Below are 19,705 nucleotides of genomic sequence, written 5' to 3' on the forward strand. Positions count from 1 at the left end.
TTGCCGAATCAGCCTCGAGCGTTAGCCAGGTTCTACCCCTCTTCCTCGTCATCGGCTAGGTCACGGCCGAAGGCGCGCCACTGGGCCAGGGTCATCACCTCGGTGCTCTCGGTCTGCAGATCATGGGCGATCAGCAACTCGCCGCGCTCAAGCTGGGTCTTCAACTGGGCGACCCAGCCACGCATGCCATCAGAGGTATCGGTGGTGTCGTAGCCCTGGCGAGTGACGAAGGCCTCCAGCAGGGCATCCAGGGTCTCGCCCGGCAGCATCCGGTGAGGCACCTCGATAAAGCGATCGCCATTCATGAATCCGTCTCTCCCTTTTCCCACTTGCCCAGCCGCTCGAGCAAGGTCGCCTCGTCGATCACCTCGACCCCCATCTGCTCGGCCTTCTCCAGCTTGCTGCCGGCGGCCTCGCCGGCCACCACGCAGGCGGTCTTGCGGGAGACGCTGCCGGCGACCTTGGCCCCCAGGGCCTGGAGTCGCGCCTTGCCCTCGTCGCGGGTCATGCTCTCCAGGGTGCCGGTGAGTACCCAGCTCTGGCCAGCCAGCGGCTGAGGGCGCTCGCTGACCTCCTCCTCGGCCCAGCTAAGCCCGCAGGCGATCAGGTCGTCGATGGTCTCGCGGTTGTGGGGCTGGCGAAAGAAGGTATGCACGTGGGCGGCAACGATGGGCCCCACGTCTTCTACGGCCTCCAGCGTCTGGATATCAGCCTCCATCAGCGCCTCCAGGCGACCAAAATGGCGCGCCAGATTGGCGGCCGTGGCCTCCCCCACCTCACGGATGCCCAGGGCGAAGATGAAGCGTGCCAGGGTGGTCTGCTTGGCCTTGTCCAACGCCGCCACCAAGTTCTCGGAGGACTTCTTGCCCATACGCGGCAGCTCGGCGAGTCGATCGACTTCCAGGCGGAAGAGGTCCGCCGGAGTACGGACCCAGTCTCGCTCGACCAACTGGTCGATCAGCTTCTCGCCCAGGCCATCGATATCCAGCGCCCGCCGCGAAGAGAGATGCTTCAGGGCCTCCTTGCGCTGGGCGGGACAATAGAGCCCCCCGGAGCAGCGCGCCACCACCTCGCCCTCCAGGTGCTCGATATCCGAGCCACAGGCTGGGCAGTGCTCGGGAAACTCGATCGCGCGTGCATCGGCAGGGCGATACTCATCCAGCACTCTGATCACCTGGGGAATGACGTCGCCGGCCCGACGAATCGCCACGGTATCACCGATCATCACGCCGAGTCGTTGGATCTCGTCGGCGTTATGCAGGGTGGCATTGGCGACGGTGACACCGGCCACCGAGACCGGCTCGAGCCGGGCCACCGGGGTGATCGTCCCGGTGCGGCCGACCTGGAATTCCACATCGTTGAGCCGGGTGGTCTCCTCCTGGGCGGGAAACTTGAAGGCAATGGCCCAACGCGGAGCGCGTGCCACGAAGCCGAGTTCGCGCTGCAGGCGCAGATTGTCGATCTTGATCACTACGCCGTCGATGTCATAGCCCAGAGCATCGCGCTTCTCGCCGAGCCGCCGGCAGTAGTCGATGACTCCCTCGGCCCCCTCGACCACCGCCAACTCCCGGCTGGTGCGAAAACCGTAGTTCCCGAGCCGGGCCATCAGCTGGCTGTGGCTGGCGTCGCCCTGCTCCGGCTCGATGCGCGCCACCTGGTAGGCGCTGAACTCCAGCGGGCGCGTCGCGGTGATCTGGGGATCGAGCTGACGCAGGCTGCCGGCGGCGGCGTTGCGCGGGTTGGCAAACACCTTGCCTTCAGACTCGCGCGCCCGCTCGTTCAAGGCCTCGAAGCCCTGATGGCTCATGATCACCTCGCCGCGCACCTCCAGCAGATCGGGAAAGTCGTTGCCGCGCAGCTTCAGCGGGATGGAGCGCAGGGTACGCAGGTTGGAGGTGATGCCTTCGCCGGTGCGGCCGTCGCCGCGAGTGGCGCCACTGACCAGCATGCCCTGCTCGAAGACCAGCGATACGGCGGCGCCATCGAGTTTGGGCTCGCAGCAGAAAGCCAGCGGCTCACCATGCGCCTCCAGGCGGTCGGCGACACGCCTGACGAAGGCCTTGATCTCCTCCTCGCTGAAGGCGTTGTCCAGGGACAGCATGGGTACCGCATGCTCGACCTCGGGAAAGCCGGCATCCGGCGCGGCCCCTACCCGCTGAGTCGGGGAGTCGGGGGTCACCAGATCGGGATAGGCGTCCTCGAGCTCCTGCAGGCGGCGAAGGCGGCGATCATAGTCGGCGTCGGTGAGCCGAGGCTCATCGAGGACATAGTAACGGTAGTTGGCATCGTCGAGCTCGGCACGCAGGTGCGTCACCTCGTCGAGGATCTTCGGATCGGGCTGGGTCATCGAATCGGTATACTCGGTCCATGGCGAAAGCTCGATGTCTGCTTGATTGCCTAGCTTATCCAAGCAACAACCCCCGTGGAGCTGGCTCACGGGGGTTGTCGTCAAGCTTACGGCTTCAAGCTCGCAGCTTACCGCTTATGATCAATTCACCTGATAGCGGTTGAGGCGATTGCGGCGCTCGAACTCCTGGACGCGCTGGCGGGCGAATTCCACGGTCTGGGCGGTCATCACGCTCTGGTTCTCGTCCTTCAGCTCGCCGCCGAGGTGGCGAACGATAACCATGGCGGTCTCGACCATCGCCTCGAAGGCGGCAGAGGTATCACTGGCGCCGGGCAGCGGCATCAACAGGGTGATGCCCTCGGTCTGGAAGTCGTCCATGGCCTCGATGGGAAAGGTTCCGGGCTTGACCACGTTAACCATGGAAAACTGCAGACGGCTTTCGGGGTCTTCGGTCTCGAAGCGATGGAAAATGCCCATGTCGCGTCCGTAACGCAGGCCGCAGGCCAGCATCAGATCGAGCAGTGCCGTTCCGGAAAAACCCTCCTCGTCACGAGCCAACACGCTGATGACGATGATCTCGTCCGCCTGGCTCAGGGTCTCGCGGGCATGCTTGGCACTGACATCATGGCGCAGGGCCCTCTCCAGCACAGGATGGGTGCGCACAACATCGTCACGCGAGGGCATAACGTCCATCGAAGCATCGTCCATCGCGGACTCGTCGGCCGCATCCACCTCCTCTGACACCCGCTCCCTTGATGCCACCGCCTCAGCTTCGCGGCGACGTTCTTCAGCCTCCCGGAGGACGGCCTTCTCGTCCTCGGCCTGCTGGCGACGCGCCGTCTCGCGGGCGGCCTTCTCGGCACGTTCCTGCTCGCGGCGAGTCTTCTCGCTGCGCTTGTGCTCACGCCGCTCGGTTAGGGACTTCTGCAGCGAGGCCCCGAAGCGCTGCATGGAGGAGCCTACTCGCTTCGAGCCACTCTTCAGGGAGTCACCCATGCCTTCCAGGTCTACCAGGCGGTAGTGCTCCTCGTCGGCGTAGGTATCGTGATCCTCGGGATCGGCCGCCAGCGGCTGGGCATTCTGCGGCGCGGCACCAGCATCCGTAGCCGATGCGTCGAGACCTTCCAGGCTGGAGAGACCGGGCTCGCGGCGATCGTCGGTATCGATCTGCGCTCCGATCGGACCTTGCTCCGCCGCCGAATCTCGGGAGGCGGGAGCGTGACCAGTGCGTTGGGGCTCGGGGGTAGCTTCGCGGTGCGCCTTGACCTCCGACTCGGCATTCACTGGCCGGACGGTCTCCCGCGCCGCGGCGGAGCGAGCGACGCTCGGCCGTTCACCGTCACTGCCCGACTGCCGATTGCCGACAGCCGGCTCCGAGTCTTCGGCATTACGTCGAAACTCCGCCAGCACCCGCGAGGGGCCAGGATGTTCCTGACGCTGCAACTTGGGCTTGGGTTGAACCCCCCGGTCTTCCGCCGGCCTGACGACCCGCGCCCCTCCGTTGGGCAACTCCCAGTTGATTTCAGCCGCGCGAACCGCCTCTTCGGGGTCCTCGACCGGTCCCGGGGTGTCGTACCCGGCCTGGTCGAGGCGCGGAACACGGCGCTGGCGCTGCAGACGACGCACGCCGTCGATGACGATCAGCGTCACCAGCGCCAGCCCTAGTATGATCAGCCACTCTCTTAGTTCCATGGGTCGTCATGCCTTTTGCTAAGGCGCCATGCCTGATGGTTGTCCGTCAACAGCATAGCGCGATTGCCAAAAAAAGGGCCACTTTTTTATTTGTCAAGTTCGGCATTTTACTGCCGCAACCCGACCGGGCCCTTCGCAATCGCCCTTCAGGTTCCCCGTGCTTCCGTGCAATGCAGTATTCATTATCACCCTTGTTAACCCGTTTTCCGTTTACGTTCAAGCCCGTCAAGCCTCGGCCAGGGCCGCAGCCTCCTCGACACCGACCGACACCAGGCGAGACACCCCGGGTTCCTGCATGGTCACACCCATCAAACGTTCCGACGCCTCCATGGCGATCTTGTTGTGGGTGATATAGATGAACTGAACGGTCTCGGACATCTCCTTCACAAGCTTCGCATAGCGCCCCACATTGGCATCATCCAGCGGGGCATCGACCTCGTCGAGCATGCAGAAGGGAGCCGGATTGAGCTGGAAGATGGCAAATACCATCGACAAGGCGGTGAGGGCCTTTTCTCCACCGGAGAGCAGGTGAATGGTGCTGTTCTTCTTGCCGGGAGGGCGCGCCATGATGGCCACCCCGGTTTCCAATAAATCCTCGCCGGTGAGGGTCAACCACGCGGTTCCTCCGCCGAATATCCGCGGAAAAAGTGCCTGCAGACCAGCATTGACACGTTCGAAGGTGTCGCGGAATCGTGTCCGGGTTTCCTGATCGATACGCCGGATGGCCCGGTCCAGGGTCTCCAGCGCCTCGCTGAGCTCGGCGTGCTGGGCCTCGAGGTAGTCGCGCCGCTCGGCCTGCTGGTCATACTCCTCGATGGCCGCCAGATTGATGGCCCCCAGCCGGCGAATCCGCTCACCGACCTCCTCCAGACGGGTCTGCCAGGCGGACTCGGTGGCATTGGGATCGAGGGAATCCGCCAGGCTCGCGGCATCGTGGTTCAGCTCGGCGAGCTGCTCGTCATGGGCCTCGGCCTTCAGGGACAGGGCCTGGACCTGCATGCGCGACTCCTGGAGGCGCTCTCGAATGCCCTCCAGGCTACGCTCGTGGCCCTGGCGGGCCTGCTCGTCCTCGCGCAGCCGCTCGACCAGTTCCGCGGCACGGTCGCGGGTCTCGTTGAGTACCCGCTCCTCGCGTTCGCGCCGATCCAGCAGCTCATCGAGCTGTTCACGACGCTCCTCGTCGGGTTCATGGAGCCCTTCACGCGCCTCCTCGAGTTCGGCACAGCGCAGTACCAGGCGCTCTCGCGCCTCACCGGTACGACCCAACTGTTCAGCCAGACCGCTGCGTTCGGTAGCGGTACGCTCCTGCTCCAGGGCCAGGCGCTGGGCCTGCTCGACCAGGGGGCGCTGCCGCGCTCGCAGGGCAGCCAGTGTCTCGCGGGCCTCGCGACGCTCCCGCTCGAGACGCTCGCGGGTCTCGGCCCCCTCCTCGAGCCGAGCCATCGCCGCCTGCCACTGCTCGCGTGACTCCTCGAGGGCCAGCAGCGCCTCCTCGCGGGATTCGGCCAGACCTTCGAGCTCCTCGGCGAGTTCGGCTGCGCGACCCTCCAGGTGTTCGAGGCGGCTGGCCAGCCCGCTCTCCTGCACGGCCAACTGCTGGCGCTGCTGGTCGAGCTCGCGCTCCTCGAGTCGCGCCTGCTCCAGGGCCGACTCGGCCTGCTCGACGCGCGCCGCGGCCTCCTCGAGATGATGCTCCTGGTCGGCGAGACGGGCCTCCACGCCGGCCAGTTCATCGCGCACCTCCGCTTCGCGGCGACGGCTGACCAGCAGGGCATCCGGGCCGGTGCCAACACCACGATGGCGCACCCAGCCGGCTCCCAACCAGAGGCCATCGGGGGTGATCAGGCTCTCGCCGGACCCCAGATGCTCGCGGGCCGACCAGGCCGCCTCGCGATCATCGACGCAGCGAATACTGGCCAGCCACTGGCCGGCCGCCCCGGCACCGCGGACCTTGGCTGACAGGCTGTCGGCCGGGGCAGACAACTCGTCGGCCACGAGCAGGCGGAGTTCGGCGGCCGGTGGCGAGGCCAGGGCCTCTCGGGCGCTGGGCAGTGGCGCCAGTCGGGCCCGCAGCCAGGGCGCTAGCACCCAGGAGACCACCTCCTCCCAGCCTGGCTCCACCTCAAGGGCCTCGCCGAGACGAGGATGATCACCCAGGCCGTGCTCGGCCAGGTGCGCATCCAGCGCCTCGTCGTGATCGGCCAGGGCCGCCTCGATCAATGCTTCCAGCGAGGCAAGTTCACCCTGCAAGGTGCTGCGCCGCTGGCGGTCGGCCTCGCGCCCCGCCTCGGCCTCACGCACTTGCTCCCGGGCGCCGTCGCGGCTGGCCTGATGTTCGACGCGACGCGCTTCGATCTCGACGAGACGTTCCTCGAGCTCGGCATGACGTTCGGCCATTTCACGACGCTGTTCGCCCAGGCCGGCGATATCGGGCAGATCCTCGTGCTGCTGGCGGCGGCGACGCCCGTCGGTAGCCAATTGCTCGAGTCGAGTCTCCAGGTCGCGCAACCTGTCCTGGGCGCGCTCTGCCTCACGGCTCTGTTCCTGCCAGCGCTCGCCGAAGCTCTCCCAGGCGGCATCGGCCTCCTCGACACGAGGCTCGGCCTCTTCCAGAGCGGCCTCCAACTCGGCAAGCTGTTCTGCCACTTCCTCCTGCTCCGGCCCCAGAGTCTCGAGGCGCTCATCGAGGCGGGCAAGACGGTCGTCGTCGTCTTCGCCGCGGCGGGCGAGTTCGGCGAGTTCGCGTTTTGCGGCCTCGAGGTCGCGGGCCAGTTGCTGGTCCCGGGAACGGGTGTGTTCCAGGTCCTGCTCCAGGCGAGCGATGGCGGTAGTGGTCTCGAAGAAGCTCGCTTGACGGCCGTCGAGCTCTGAGGCCAAGCGGTCATGCTCGGCACGCGCCTCCTCCAGGCGACTCTCTGACTGGCGCAGGCCCAGCACCTCGCGCTCCACGGCGGTCTCGAGCTCGCGGACGCGACTCTCCTCCTCGGTCTGGCTCGCCCGCAGGGCACGACCGCGCAGCAGCGCCAGCTCGCCCTTGAGGCGATGCTCCTCCTGCTTGAGCGTCTGGTAGCGACGCGCCGCTTCGGCCTGGCGCTTGAGGCGCTCGAGCTGCTTGTCGAGCTCCTCGCGGATGTCCTCGAGGCGCTCCAGGTTCTCCTGGGTGCGCCGCATGCGGTTCTCGGTCTCGCGGCGTCGTTCCTTGTACTTGGAGATACCGGCGGCCTCCTCGAGGGTCGAGCGCAGCTCCTCGGGGCGCGCCTCGATCAGCCGCGAGATCATGCCCTGACCGATGATGGCGTAGGAACGCGGGCCCAGACCGGTACCCAGGAAGAGGTCGGCGATGTCGCGGCGACGGCACTTCTGGCCGTTGAAGAAGTAGCTGGACTGGGCGTCCCGGGTGACCTGTCGCTTGACGGCAATCTCGGCATACTGGGCGTAGGCGCCGCCCATGGCGCCATCACGATTGTCGAAATGCAGCTCGATGGAGGCCAGTCCCACCGGCTTACGACCGGTGGAGCCGTTGAAGATGACGTCGGTCATCGACTCGCCGCGCAGGGTCTTGGCCGACGACTCACCCATGACCCAGCGCACCGCGTCAATGATGTTGGACTTGCCGCAGCCGTTGGGCCCCACGATGGCGGTCATGTTGCCGTCGAAAGGCACGCTGACAGGGTCGACGAAGGACTTGAACCCAACCAGACGGATCGACGTGAGGCGCATCGGGTTACTCGACGACCCGGTCGATCACCACCTCGACGGGCTCGCCATCGATGTCGCCCACCGTCGCCCCCTCGAGGGTGCCGAACAGGTCGCCGGGCTGGGGCGCAGCCTGGCCACTCTCCGAGACACGCACCATCAGCCGCGCACGATCCACCTGGGATATCCGTGCCTGAGGGGACATGGAACGCGAGTCGTCGAGCACCACGGTGGTCGGCAGCTCGCTCAGGCGAGCCTGGGCCACGGCCAGCGGCGGCAGCTCCCCCTCGAGGTCCCGGGCCACCACGAAGACGGTGGCATCTGCATCGAGCCGACCGGCGAGATCGCCATCCAGGCGAACCCTGACGGCGATGCCCGGCCCCTCGGCGATGTCCGGCTCGGCCTCACCCGGGTCGAGCCCCAGACGCTGCTGGGCAACGCGGATGCCCTGGCGCAGGGCATCGGCGGTGTTCGGATCGTCCATGCCGGCGATGGCTCGGCGCCAGCGATCGATGGCAACCTCGTAGTCGCCGTTATCGAAGGCATTGATACCCAGCATGCCGAGCACCGTGGGTTGGCTGGAATCCATCGCCAGCACCTCGTCGACCAGCGACTGGACCTCGTCGGTCATCTCGCGACCGGCGGCGAAGTAGCGGATCTGGGCCAGCTCGGCCAGCAGCCAGGGCTGGCGCCCCTCGAGCTCGATCAACCGTTCCAGGGCGCTGGTGGCCTCGGCGACCCGGCCACTGTCACGGTAGAGTGGGAAAAGCGCTCGCCAGACGTTGGGATTGTCGGGCTGGCGGTCAGCCTGATCCTCCAGTCGCTCCACCAGAACCGGCAGCGACGCCTCGGGATCGTTCATCACCTGCTGCTGGACCATATAGAGGGTGAGGTCCCCCTCGGCCCCCTCCTGAAGATACCAGACAATGCTGGCCAGCACGACGACCACCATCACCACCGGCACCGCCAGCTTGCCGGATGCGGCCGACTTCAGCGGCCCACGCTCAAGGTGCTCGGTATCCTCGAGCAGGCTGCGTTCGAGTTCGAGGCGATCCTCCTCGAAGCGTGCCGAATCGATGTCACCACGCTCCCTGGCGGCCTCCAGCGAGGCAAGCCGGCGGCGGTAGATGGCGAGGTTCTGTTCGGTCGTACGGTCGTTGGCCTCGAAGTCGCGCTGGGCGGCACGCACGGAGTCGGCGCGCCGCAGGGGGGCCACCAGCAGCCACAGGGCCGGCAGCAGCAGGACGGCAAGAGCGATCCAGAGCAGGGTCATTCTGTTTTCTCGCGTTTGATCAGTTCATCCAGACGCGCCCGCTCCTCGGTGCTCAGGTCGCGAGCCGAGGTACGCCGACGAGCACGCACCATGAGGACCACCACCAGGGCACCCAGCAGCACCAGGCCGACAGGGAGCCCCCACAGCAATAGGGTGCGTCCCTCGAGGCGCGGGTTGTAAAGCACATAGTCACCGAAGCGGCTGACCATGAAGTCGAGGATCTCCTTGTCGGAACGGCCATCCTGCAACTGGGTATAGACGCGTTCGCGCATATCGCCGGCGATGGGCGACTCGGAGTCGTCGATAGCCTGATTCTCGCACTTGGGGCAGCGCAGGGTCGCAGTGAGATCTCGGTAACGCTGCTCGGTCACCGGGTCATCGAACTTGCGCACCTCCACCGCCGCCTGGCCCAGAACGGGCCACAGCAGGAAGACGAATAGCAGCAGTCGGGTGATCAGCGCCATTTTTCCACCTCCGGGAGTATCGTCTCGCGTACATCCTCCGGCCGGATATAGCCGGTGTGGTGATAGCGAATGATGCCGTCGCGATCGACCAGAAAGGTCTCCGGGGCACCGTAGACGCCCAGATCGAAGCCCAGGCTGCCCTCGGGGTCGAAGATGTTGACCTCGAAGGGGTCTCCGAATTCGGCGAGAAACTCGCGCCCCTTCTCGCGGGTGTCCTTGTAGTCGACCCCCACCAGACGCACACCGCCGTCGGCAAGGTCGAGTAATTGGGGCATCTCCTGCTTACAGGTCGGGCACCATTCGCCCCAGACGTTAACCAGGGTGACTTCTCCCTCGAACAGCGAGGCATCCACCGTCCTTTCGGGGTCCTCGAGGGTGGTCAGCTCGAAGGCTGGGAACTCACGAGCCATCAGCGCCGAGTCGCGGTCGAAGGGGTTGATCGACAATCCCATGTAGAGGAAGGCACCGAGCACCAGGAAACCGACCAGCGGCAGCAGCAGCAGCAGGCGACGCTTCATATGGTGGCCTCCCGAGGCCTGGCGACCAGGGCACGCTCGGGGTCACGGGCCGTCACCACGCGACGGTAGCGCCGATCGGCCACGGCCAGCACGCCACCGGCGGCCATCAGCAGAGCACCCAGCCACAGCCAGCGTACGAAGGGCTTGTGCTGGAAGCGCATGGCCCAGCTGCCGTCCTCCAGGTCCTCGCCCATGGCCACGTAGAGATCACGGAACAGGCCGGGGTGCAGCGCGACCTGGGTCATCGGCATGCCGCGGGCGAGGTAAAGGCGCTTCTCGGGAGTCATGGTGAAAGTGCGCTGGCTGTCGCCGCGGCGCACCTCGATCTCGGCCGTATCCGCCAGGTAGTTCGGCCCGCGACGGCTGGCGAGTTCGGTCATGGTGAAGGTGTAGCCGGCCACCTCGGCGCTGTCGCCCACGCCCATGCGCACGTTGCGCTCGATGGCGTAGTTGGAGACGACGGTGACACCGATGATGGTCACCGCGATACCCAGGTGGCCGAGGATCATGCCCCAGTACGCCAGCGAGAGGCGTTTGATGCCGGCCAGGCGACCGGCGGAGTGACGGGACTTGGCCCAGAGGTCACGCGCCATGGGCAGCACGATCCACAGCGCCACCAGCACCCCCAGGCTCACCTTGAGGTTCCACTCCCCGCGATAGAGTAGCGGTGCAATGACACCGATCACCAGGGCCAGCAGGCCGGCGAGCCAGCTGCGCTGGAAGAGGTCGCGGGCCGAAGTATGCTTCCAGCGCGACAGCGGACCCAGCCCCATGAACAGGCACAGCACCACGGTCAGCGGCACGAAGAGTGCATTGAAATAGGGCGGGCCCACGCTGATCTTGCCCAGGTTCAGGGCATCGAGCAGCAATGGATAGACCGTGCCCAGCAGCACCGTGACCGTGATGATTATCAACAAGATGTTGTTGATCAACAGCAGGGCGTCACGCGACAGCCAGCTGAAGCTCACCTGGTGTCTGACCCGCGGCGCGCGCAGCGCGAACAGCAGCAGCGAAAGCCCCACGGTGATGCCCAACAGCACCAGGATGAAGAGCCCGCGGGAGGGATCATTGGCGAAGGCATGCACCGAGGTGAGCACGCCCGAGCGCACCAGGAAGGTGCCCATCAGCGACAGCGAGAAGGTGGAGATCGCCAGCAGCACTGTCCAGCTCTTGAAGGCGCCACGTTTCTCGGTCACCGCCAGGGAGTGGATCAACGCCGTGCCAGCTAGCCAGGGCAGCAGCGAGGCGTTCTCGACCGGGTCCCAGAACCACCAGCCTCCCCAGCCCAGCTCGTAGTAGGCCCACCAGCTGCCCAGGGCGATGCCCACGGTGAGAAAGGCCCAGGCGATGTTGGTCCAGGGCCGCGCCCAGCGGGTCCAGGCCGCATCCAGGCGCCCGCCCAGCAGCGCGGCGATGGCGAAGGCGAAGACCACCGAGAAGCCCACATAGCCCATGTAGAGCATCGGCGGGTGGACGATCAGGCCGAAGTCCTGCAGCAGCGGATTGAGGTCGGCACCGTCCTGGGGAACATTAGGCAGCAAGCGTTCGAAGGGATTGGAGGTAACCAGCACGAAGGCCAGGAAGCCGACGCTGACCAGCCCCATCACGCCCATCACTCGGGCCAGCATGTCACGCGGCAACTCCCGCGAGAAGCGGCTCACCGCAAAGCTCCAGGCGGCCAGGATCAGGCTCCACAACAGCACCGAACCCTCATGGTTGCCCCACACGGCGCTGGCCTTGTAGTACCAGGGCAGCATCGAGTTGGAGTTGTTGGCCACGTTGGCCACGCTGAAGTCATCGAGCAGGTAGCTGGCGGTCAGGCAGGCGTAGGCGATGGCCAGGAAGAGGAACTGGCCGGTGGCCATTGGGCGCGCGTAGGCCATCCACAGCGGGCGGCGTGTGGCCGCCCCGGCGAGTGGCATCACCCCCTGGACCAGTGCCATCAGCAGGGCAATGATCAGGGCGTAGTGGCCGATCTCGGGGATCATCAGGGTCTGCATGGGCACTCCGCTCAGTTGGTTCGGCCGTCGCCGCTGTATTCCGCCTTGGCGTCCATCTTCTTGCCCACCTCGGCGGCCTTGGCCTGGTAGTCCTCCGGTGCGTAGCCTGCCTCCTCCAGGGCCTGGGCCACCTCGGGGGGCATGTAGTTCTCGTCATGACGCGCCAGCACCTGGTCGGCACGCAGCCAGCCTGCCTGCTGGAGCTCGCCGACCACCACCACGCCCTGCCCCTCGCGGAACAGGTCGGGCAGGATGCCGCTGTAGCGGACCTCGAGCTCGTCGACATAGTCGGTGACGGTGAACGATACCTCGAGGCTCTCCTTGTCGCGATCCACCGAGCCCGCCTTGACCATGCCGCCGGCGCGGATCTGGCGCTCCAGCGGAGCATCTCCGGCGGCGATCTGCACCGGACTGAAGAACAGGTTGATGTTGCTGCGCAGGGCGTAAAGGGTCAGGCCCACGGCGATGGCCGCCAGCGAGACCAGCCCCAGGATCACGAACAGTTTCTGCTTGCGTTTAGCTCTCACGGGCGTGGCCCTCTTGATGTGAAACCGGAGTCGTCGCAGCTCCCGATGCGCCCTGATGCTGCTCGCGACGCACGCGTCGGCGAAGGTCGCGCAGCAGCGCTCGGCGCTCGAAACGGGCATGGAGCACCACGCCCAGCAACAGCAGCGCAGTGACGCCCCAGGACGCCCAGACGTAGGCACCATGGCCGCCCATGGTCAGGAAGGCCGACAGGGAATCGAACGCCATCAGTTCACCTCCCCGGCCAGCTTACGCACCCACTGCTTGCTCGATTCACGACGCAGAATCTCGCTGCGGGTGCGCATCAGGGTCAGCGCGATGAAGAAAGAGTAGAAACCCAGCACCATGATCAGCAGTGGCGCCCACATCTCCATGGGCATGGCCGGACGCGAGGTGACGCTGAAGGTGGCCGGCTGGTGGAGGGTGTACCACCAGTCCACCGAGTACTTGATGATGGGGATGTTGATCACGCCGACCATGGCCAGCACCGAGGCGGCCCGAGAGGCGCTGTCACGGCTGGAGAAGGCGCCACGCAGAGCGATGACACCGAAGTAGAGGAAAAGCAGGATGAGCATCGAGGTGAGACGGGCATCCCACATCCACCAGGTGCCCCAGGTGGGAACACCCCATACCGCGCCGGAGAACAGTGCCACGAAGGTCATGGCGGCGCCCAGCGGGGCCATCATCGCCGCGGCCATGTCGGCGACCTTGATCTTCCAGACCATGAAGATGAAGCCGGCCACCGCCATGCTGACGAAGATTGACTGGGCCAGGAAAGCCGCCGGCACGTGCACGTAGATGATGCGGAAGCTGTTGCCCTGCTGGTAGTCCGCGGGGGCGAAGGCCAGCCCCCAGGCGCTGCCGACCAGGATCAGCACCGCCGCCGCCACCCAGAACCAGGGCTGCAGCCGCGCGCTGATGGCGTAGAACCACTTGGGTGACCCGAGCTTGTGTATGAAGGCCCACATGCCGATTGTCGTCCTCAACCGTTGATACTGATGCGCAGTGACGCCGCGATCGCCCAGGGGGCGAGGCTCAGCGCCACTGCAAGGAGCGCACCCAGGATGGCAAGGTGCGCCGAAACGCCATCGCCGTGGATGGCTGCCTGTACGGCCCCGGCACCGAAGATCAGCACCGGGATATAAAGCGGCAACACCAGCAGCGAAAGCAGCACGCCGCCTCGCGAGAGCCCCACGGTCAATGCCGCCCCGATGGCACCGATCAGGCTCAGGCTGGCACTGCCCAGCGCCAGCGACAGTGCCAGCACCGCATAGCTGCCCGTCGGCAGCGACAGCATGATACCCAGCAGCGGTGCCATCAGCGCCAGCGGCAGGCCAGTGAGCAGCCAGTGTACCGCCACCTTGGCCAGCACCAGCGCCGGCAGCGGCTGGGGCGAGAGCAGCAGTTGCTCCAGGGAGCCGTCGTCGAAGTCGCTGCGAAACAGGCTATCCAGGGACAGCAGCGCCGCGAGCAAGGCCGCCACCCACAGCAGACCAGGCGCGATGATGGCCAGCAGTTCCGGATCCGGCGAGATGCCGATCGGGAACAGGGTGATCACCAGGGCGAAGAACACCAGCGGGTTGAGCACCTCGCTGCGCCGGCGCATCAGCAGCACCAGGTCACGTTTCAGCGTCGCACGGATTGCGACCCCGGCACCGCCCTCGGGTTCCCGGAACAAGGGCATGTCATTCGGCTCTTGCGCCAGGCGCGACTCAAAGTCCGGCATCATCCCCTCCCTGACCCAGCCGGATGCGCCGCAGCGCCGGCGAGTCGGCCAACTCGTGGTGGGTGGTGACCAGCACGCAGCCACCGCGTCGGGCATGGGCCGCCAGGCGCGTCTCGAGATCTGCCACGCCGTCACGGTCGATGGCGGTGAAGGGCTCGTCGAGCACCCAGAGCGGACGCGGGATCAGTTCCAGCCGGGCCAGGGCCACCCGGCGCTGCTGGCCGGCGGAGAGTTGGCCGGCGGGCAGATCCTCGAAACCGACGAGTCCCACAGCCGCAAGCGCCGAGAACCGGGCGGCCACGTCATCAGGCTCACCCGCAAGGGCCTGATACCAGGCAAGATTCTCCAGTGGCGTCAGTGCCGCCTTGACCCCCGGCGCATGGCCCAGATAGAGCAGGTTGGCCAGAAAGTCCTGGCGGGAACGCCGCATGGGATGATCGTTCCAGTAGAGCTCTCCCTGGAAGTCGGCCAACTGCCCGGAAAGGATCTTCAGCAGGGTGGTCTTGCCGCTGCCGTTGGGACCTTCCACGCGCACGATCTCACCGGCGTGGATATCCAGATCCAGATCTCGAAACAGCCAACGATCGTCCCGCTCACAGGCCAGCTTTCGGGCTTGTAGACGCAGGCTCAAGGCACTCTCCGGGATGGGATATTTCGCCGGAAACTCTACACGGAAAGGGCTCTGGCTACCAGCCGCGGAGGCTGCGTCAGCCGGTCACACTTGCCCTGGATCAAGCCTTGCGTGGACAACGCTCCCTTGCCAGATTCCGGGCCGCTGCTATGCTCGTGAAATACTGTATGTATCAACAGCTTCCGATGACAGGGGAGACATCGCATGCCCAACGTCACACCGCAGTACCTGGAGCGCCGTCCCAACCTTCCGCTGGCCCGGGCCTGGGAGGCCATCGACACCGACGACCTGACCGAGATCCCGCTGCTCGGCCGTGTCTCGGCGGGGATGCCCATCGAAGCCTGCCCCGAGGCCGGCAGCGTCCAGGTACCCACGTGCATGGTGAGACGCAATACCTATGCCCTGCGAGTACGCGGCGACTCGATGATCGATTGCAACATCTTCGACGGGGATGTGATTATCATCGAACGCCGCGAGAGCGCCGAGAATGGCGAGACCGCCGTGGTGATGATCAACGACCAGGAGGTCACCCTGAAGAAGCTCTACATCGAAAAATCGGGCGTACGCCTGCAGCCGGCCAACGAGCGCATGGCGCCCATCTATCTGCGCAACGACGACATCCAGGTGATCGGCCTGGTAATGGGCGTGGTGCGCCAGACGGAGCTGGCCGCCTGATGCGTTATGCCGTTCCCGATGTTTCACCGGGGTGCTGGCAGGAGAGCGAACTGGTAGTAGAAAAGAGCCGCTTCATCACCTGGCTCTTCCATGCGCCGGACACGGCCGCCTTTGAGGCCATGCTGGCCAAGGCGCGCCGCACCCACCCCAACGCCAGCCACCACTGCAGCGCCTTCATCGCCGGCCCGCCCAACGAGCAGAGCGCCATCGGCTTCTCCGACGACGGCGAGCCCGGTGGCACCGCCGGGCGTCCCATGTTTCAGGTGCTGGAGGGTGCCGACCTCGGCCAGGTCGGCTGTGTGGTCACGCGCTATTTCGGCGGTACCAAGCTAGGCACCGGTGGCCTGGCTCGCGCCTACTCGAGGGCCGTTATCCTGGCCCTGGAGACCCTGCCGCGACGCACCGTGGTGGAACGCATCCCGCTGCGCGTGCGGGTCGATTTCGCCGGCGAAGCCGAGGCCCGCGCCTGGCTGGCCGAGCAGAATGTGCCGGTCGAGCAGGCAGACTACGGCGCCGATGGCGTGCTGATCACGGCGGGTTGGCCCCGCGATGTCCCCACCGATCTGACCGTCCTCGAGACGCGCCTGCGAGGGCGGATGTCAAGGCTGGACGATTGACGCCCACCGCGACGGCGAACGGCGCTCGAAGGCGCCTTACCCCAAGTATTTGATCATTACCCCGGCGGCCACCGCCGAGCCGATCACCCCGGCCACATTGGGCCCCATGGCATGCATCAGCAGGAAGTTGTGGGGGTTGGACTCCAACCCCACCTTGTTGGCCACCCGCGCCGCCATGGGCACTGCCGAGACACCGGCAGCACCGATCAGCGGATTGATCGGCATCTTGCTCATCACGTTCATCAGCTTGGCCATCAATACCCCGGCGGCGGTGCCGATGCCGAAGGCGACGATGCCCAGCCCCAGGATTCCCAGAGTCTCCATGGCCAGGAAGCTGTCGGCCATCAGCTTGGAGCCCACCGAGAGGCCGAGGAAGATGGTCACGATGTTGATCAGCGAATTCTGAGCGGTGTCCGAGAGGCGCTCCACCACGCCACACTCACGCATCAGGTTGCCAAAGCAGAACATCCCCAGCAGTGGCGCGGCATCCGGCAGGAAGAAGGCTACCAGCAACAGGATCGCGATCGGGAAGACGACCTTCTCGAGCTTAGACACCGGGCGCAGCTGGGTCATGGTGATCTCGCGCTCCCGCTTCGAGGTCAGCAGCTTCATGATCGGCGGCTGAATCAGCGGTACCAGCGCCATGTAGGCATAGGCAGCCACGGCAATGGCGCCCAGCAGCTCCGGGGCCAGCACGCTCGACACATAGATCGAGGTAGGGCCGTCGGCACCGCCGATGATGCCAATGGCGGCGGCCTGGTTGAGCGAGAAGTCCATCACGCCCAACGCCGAGAGGCCCACGGCGCCGAACAGGGTGGCAAAGATGCCGAACTGCGCTGCCGCCCCCAAAAACAGCGTTCGAGGATTGGCCAGCAGTGGGCCGAAGTCGGTCATTGCGCCAACGCCCATGAAGATCACCAGCGGGGCGATGCCCGAGGCGATGGCCACCGTGTAGAAGCTGTAGAGCATACCGTCGCCATAGCCGACGCTGACCGCCACGTCGCGGGCGGCACGCAGCGCATCCGGCGCCGCTCCGTCCTTGACCAGGCCCTTGAGGGTCTCGCGCCACGCCTCGGCACCGGACAGCGGGTCCAGGCTAGCGCCGAGAACAGCGGCGATTTGCTGAAGCACGGCGGGCTTGGCCATCTCGATGGCCTGTTCCAGCGCCGACAGCGCCAGGCCCGCCTCGGGTATGTTGGCCAGGATGCCGCCGAAGCCTATCGGCACCAGCAGCAACGGCTCGAACTTCTTGCGGATTGCCAGGTAGAGCAACACCAGCCCCACCAGGATCATCACGGCCTGGCCCAGATTCAGGTTGTAGAGCCCCGAGCCATGCCAGAGTGTCAGCAGTTTCTCCATGAGGGGACCCTTAGAGCTCGATCAGGACGTCACCGACGGCGACGCTGTCGCCCTCGCTGACCTTGACGGCGGAGACGGTGCCGGCGCTGGCGGCGCGCACCTCGGTCTCCATCTTCATCGCCTCGAGGATGATCACCACATCCCCGTCCTCGACGCTGTCGCCCTCGCGCACGTTGACCTTGAAGATGTTGCCGGCCAGCGGCGCGGTGATCGCCTCGCCGGATGGTTCGGCGGGCTCGCTAGCGGCTGACGACGGCTTGGCGGCAGATGGCTTCTGCTCCTTGATATCGCCGACCTCGCCTCCCTCGGCGACCTCGACCACGTACTGCTTACCATTGACCTTGACGGTGTAGGTCTCGGGGCCAGAAGGCGCCGTGTCCTGAGCCACCACGGCCTTGGCGTCGGCTTCTCCCTTCGGTGACGAAGCCGGCAGGTTGGCGCTGGTATCGGGTGTCTCTTTCCCTGGGAGCTGGGGCGCGGGCTCGAAGGCATCCGGGTTATCGCGGTTCTTGAGAAACTTCAGACCGATCTGGGGGAAGAGCGCATAGGTCAGTACGTCGTCGATCTCGCGCTCACCCTCGGCCAGGCGGATGTTCTCGGCCTTGGCCTTCTCCTTGAGCTCGGCGGTCAGCCGCTCCATCTCGGGGCTGAGGTTGTCGGCCGGGCGGCAGGTGATCGGCTCATCGCCTTCCAGCACGCGGGCCTGCAGTTCCTTATTGAACGGTGCCGGGGCGACGCCGTATTCGCCCTTGAGCAGCGCCTGGACCTCCTTGGAGATCGACTTGTAGCGCTCTCCCATCATCACGTTCATCACCGCCTGGGTGCCGACGATCTGCGAGGTTGGGGTGACCAGCGGGATAAAGCCCAGATCTTCCCGTACCTTGGGGATTTCTTTCAGCACATCGTCGAGCTTATCGCCGGCGCCCTGCTCCTTGAGCTGGCCTTCCATGTTGGTGAGCATGCCGCCCGGCACCTGGGCGATCAGGATGCGTGAGTCGATACCCCTGAGCGAGCCCTCGAAGGCGGCGTACTTCTTGCGCACCTCGCGGAAGTAGGCGGCGATCTCCTCGAGCAGTTCGAGGTCCAGACCGGTGTCGCGCTCGGTGCCCTGGAGAATGGCCACCACCGACTCGGTGGGGCTGTGGCCATAGGTCATGGACATCGAGGAGATGGCGGTATCGACGTTGTCGATGCCCGCCTCGGCGGCCTTGAGGGCGGTAGCCGTGGACATGCCGGTAGTGGCGTGGCACTGCATGTGGATGGGGATATCCACGGCGGCCTTGAGCTTGGTGACCAGTTCATAGGCATCGTAGGGCTTGAGCAGGCCGGCCATGTCCTTGATCGCCAGGGAGTCGGCGCCCATGGAAGCGATGGTCTTGCCGAGCTCGACCCAGCCGTCCAGGGTATGTACCGGGCTCACGGTATAGGAGAGCGTGCCCTGGGCATGGCCCTCGACCTTGCGTACCGCCTGGATGGCCCGCTCGAGGTTGCGCGGATCGTTCATGGCATCGAACACGCGGAAGACATCGACGCCGTTGGTCCTGGCCCGCTCGACGAACTTGTCCACCACGTCATCCGCGTAGTGACGGTAGCCGAGCAGGTTCTGGCCGCGCAGCAGCATCTGCTGGGGGGTATTGGGCATGGCCGCCTTCAACGCCCGTATCCGCTCCCACGGATCCTCGCCGAGATAGCGGATACAGGCGTCGAAGGTAGCCCCGCCCCAGGACTCCAGCGACCAGAAGCCGACGCGGTCGAGCTTCTCGGCAATAGGCAGCATGTCATCGAGGCGCATGCGGGTGGCGAACAGCGACTGGTGGGCATCGCGCAGGACAACATCGGTGATGCCAAGCGGGCGTGTCTTGTCAGTCATGATCGTGACCTTGTGGTGGTGAATGGCAAGGGGAATGGCGTTAGGGGAGGCTCAGCGGCGATGGCTACGGCGATAGCGATGCACCGCAGCGCTGATGGCGACCATCACCTCATCGTCCTGGCTCGCCGGCGCGCCGGCACGAGGCCGGGCCGGCGCCTGGGGCGCGACGGGCTCGGGGAAGAAGCGACCGATGGCCTTGGACATCAAGGTAGTGACGATCACGAGCACGGTAAGAAAAACAAAAACAAAGCCCATGCCCACGCCCATCAAGGCAAGTCCCTCATTGAGCAGCTGCGTGTCCTGCATGCGAAT

General features: G+C 65.8%; 18 protein-coding genes. 2 read left to right on the forward strand and 16 right to left on the reverse strand.

Translation table 11 applies throughout. From position 1 onward, the window contains the following. Positions 1-32: 32 nt before the first annotated feature. The 13 genes from U5L98_RS17600 to ccmA form a co-directional block, all read right to left on the reverse strand. Positions 33-305: a YheU family protein gene (locus U5L98_RS17600; RefSeq protein WP_322559556.1), complete on the reverse strand. Its 273-nt coding sequence runs from the start codon at positions 303-305 to the stop codon at positions 33-35. Further along, on the reverse strand, positions 302-2,347 hold the full coding sequence (gene ligA / locus U5L98_RS17605) for an NAD-dependent DNA ligase LigA (protein ID WP_322559557.1): 2,046 nt from the start codon (positions 2,345-2,347) through the stop codon (positions 302-304). Before ligA ends, U5L98_RS17600 begins: the two co-directional genes overlap by 4 nt. Positions 2,348-2,488: 141 nt before the next feature. Further along, positions 2,489-4,039, reverse strand: a complete 1,551-nt coding sequence (zipA, locus tag U5L98_RS17610) for a cell division protein ZipA (protein ID WP_322559558.1) — start codon at positions 4,037-4,039, stop codon at positions 2,489-2,491. Positions 4,040-4,264: 225 nt separating this feature from the next. Next, a complete protein-coding gene (smc, locus tag U5L98_RS17615) occupies positions 4,265-7,759 on the reverse strand; it encodes a chromosome segregation protein SMC (protein ID WP_322559559.1) in 3,495 nt (1,164 codons plus the stop codon). A 4-nt stretch (positions 7,760-7,763) separates the two neighbouring features. Beyond that, positions 7,764-9,008, reverse strand: a complete 1,245-nt coding sequence (ccmI, locus tag U5L98_RS17620) for a c-type cytochrome biogenesis protein CcmI (RefSeq protein WP_322559560.1) — start codon at positions 9,006-9,008, stop codon at positions 7,764-7,766. Beyond that, positions 9,005-9,472, reverse strand: coding sequence for a cytochrome c-type biogenesis protein (locus U5L98_RS17625; RefSeq protein ID WP_322559561.1), 468 nt, complete (start codon positions 9,470-9,472; stop codon positions 9,005-9,007). Before U5L98_RS17625 ends, ccmI begins: the two co-directional genes overlap by 4 nt. Further along, positions 9,463-9,990 (reverse strand): DsbE family thiol:disulfide interchange protein, encoded by a 528-nt coding sequence (locus U5L98_RS17630; RefSeq protein WP_322559562.1) that lies wholly within the window; start codon positions 9,988-9,990, stop codon positions 9,463-9,465. Before U5L98_RS17630 ends, U5L98_RS17625 begins: the two co-directional genes overlap by 10 nt. After that, complete coding sequence (locus U5L98_RS17635; RefSeq protein WP_416208279.1) at positions 9,987-11,978, reverse strand: heme lyase CcmF/NrfE family subunit; 1,992 nt, start codon at positions 11,976-11,978, stop codon at positions 9,987-9,989. The genes U5L98_RS17630 and U5L98_RS17635 overlap by 4 nt, the downstream gene beginning before the upstream one ends. A gap of 23 nt (positions 11,979-12,001) precedes the next feature. Further along, positions 12,002-12,517 (reverse strand): cytochrome c maturation protein CcmE, encoded by a 516-nt coding sequence (ccmE, locus tag U5L98_RS17640; RefSeq protein WP_322559564.1) that lies wholly within the window; start codon positions 12,515-12,517, stop codon positions 12,002-12,004. Further along, positions 12,507-12,743 carry a heme exporter protein CcmD gene (gene ccmD, locus U5L98_RS17645; RefSeq protein ID WP_322559565.1) on the reverse strand — a complete coding sequence of 79 codons (237 nt, stop codon included), beginning with the start codon at positions 12,741-12,743 and terminating at the stop codon, positions 12,507-12,509. Before ccmD ends, ccmE begins: the two co-directional genes overlap by 11 nt. Then, on the reverse strand, positions 12,743-13,483 hold the full coding sequence (locus U5L98_RS17650) for a heme ABC transporter permease (RefSeq protein WP_322559566.1): 741 nt from the start codon (positions 13,481-13,483) through the stop codon (positions 12,743-12,745). The genes ccmD and U5L98_RS17650 overlap by 1 nt, the downstream gene beginning before the upstream one ends. A 14-nt stretch (positions 13,484-13,497) precedes the next feature. Next, on the reverse strand, positions 13,498-14,241 hold the full coding sequence (gene ccmB, locus U5L98_RS17655; RefSeq protein WP_416208276.1) for a heme exporter protein CcmB: 744 nt from the start codon (positions 14,239-14,241) through the stop codon (positions 13,498-13,500). Beyond that, positions 14,228-14,872 (reverse strand): cytochrome c biogenesis heme-transporting ATPase CcmA, encoded by a 645-nt coding sequence (ccmA, locus tag U5L98_RS17660; RefSeq protein ID WP_322559567.1) that lies wholly within the window; start codon positions 14,870-14,872, stop codon positions 14,228-14,230. Before ccmA ends, ccmB begins: the two co-directional genes overlap by 14 nt. A gap of 204 nt (positions 14,873-15,076) precedes the next feature. Here ccmA and lexA point away from each other — a divergent pair, with 204 nt between their 5' ends. Beyond that, positions 15,077-15,547 carry a transcriptional repressor LexA gene (gene lexA, locus U5L98_RS17665; RefSeq protein ID WP_322559568.1) on the forward strand — a complete coding sequence of 157 codons (471 nt, stop codon included), beginning with the start codon at positions 15,077-15,079 and terminating at the stop codon, positions 15,545-15,547. Beyond that, the gene (locus U5L98_RS17670) at positions 15,547-16,164 is read left to right on the forward strand and encodes an IMPACT family protein (protein ID WP_322559569.1); all 618 of its coding nucleotides are present in this window, start codon (positions 15,547-15,549) and stop codon (positions 16,162-16,164) included. The genes lexA and U5L98_RS17670 overlap by 1 nt, the downstream gene beginning before the upstream one ends. 36 nt (positions 16,165-16,200) lie before the next feature. Here U5L98_RS17670 and U5L98_RS17675 read toward each other — a convergent pair whose 3' ends face one another. The 3 genes from U5L98_RS17675 to U5L98_RS17685 are packed head-to-tail and all read right to left on the reverse strand — an operon-like array spanning position 16,201 to position 19,699. Further along, a complete protein-coding gene (locus U5L98_RS17675; RefSeq protein ID WP_322559570.1) occupies positions 16,201-17,523 on the reverse strand; it encodes a sodium ion-translocating decarboxylase subunit beta in 1,323 nt (440 codons plus the stop codon). Between the two features lie 10 nt (positions 17,524-17,533). Continuing rightward, positions 17,534-19,393: a sodium-extruding oxaloacetate decarboxylase subunit alpha gene (oadA, locus tag U5L98_RS17680; RefSeq protein ID WP_322559571.1), complete on the reverse strand. Its 1,860-nt coding sequence runs from the start codon at positions 19,391-19,393 to the stop codon at positions 17,534-17,536. Between the two features lie 51 nt (positions 19,394-19,444). Next, positions 19,445-19,699 carry an OadG family protein gene (locus tag U5L98_RS17685; RefSeq protein ID WP_322559572.1) on the reverse strand — a complete coding sequence of 85 codons (255 nt, stop codon included), beginning with the start codon at positions 19,697-19,699 and terminating at the stop codon, positions 19,445-19,447. Positions 19,700-19,705: the final 6 nt, after the last annotated feature.

Source organism: Halomonas sp. (genome assembly GCF_034520545.1).
Lineage (GTDB): Bacteria > Pseudomonadota > Gammaproteobacteria > Pseudomonadales > Halomonadaceae > Halomonas.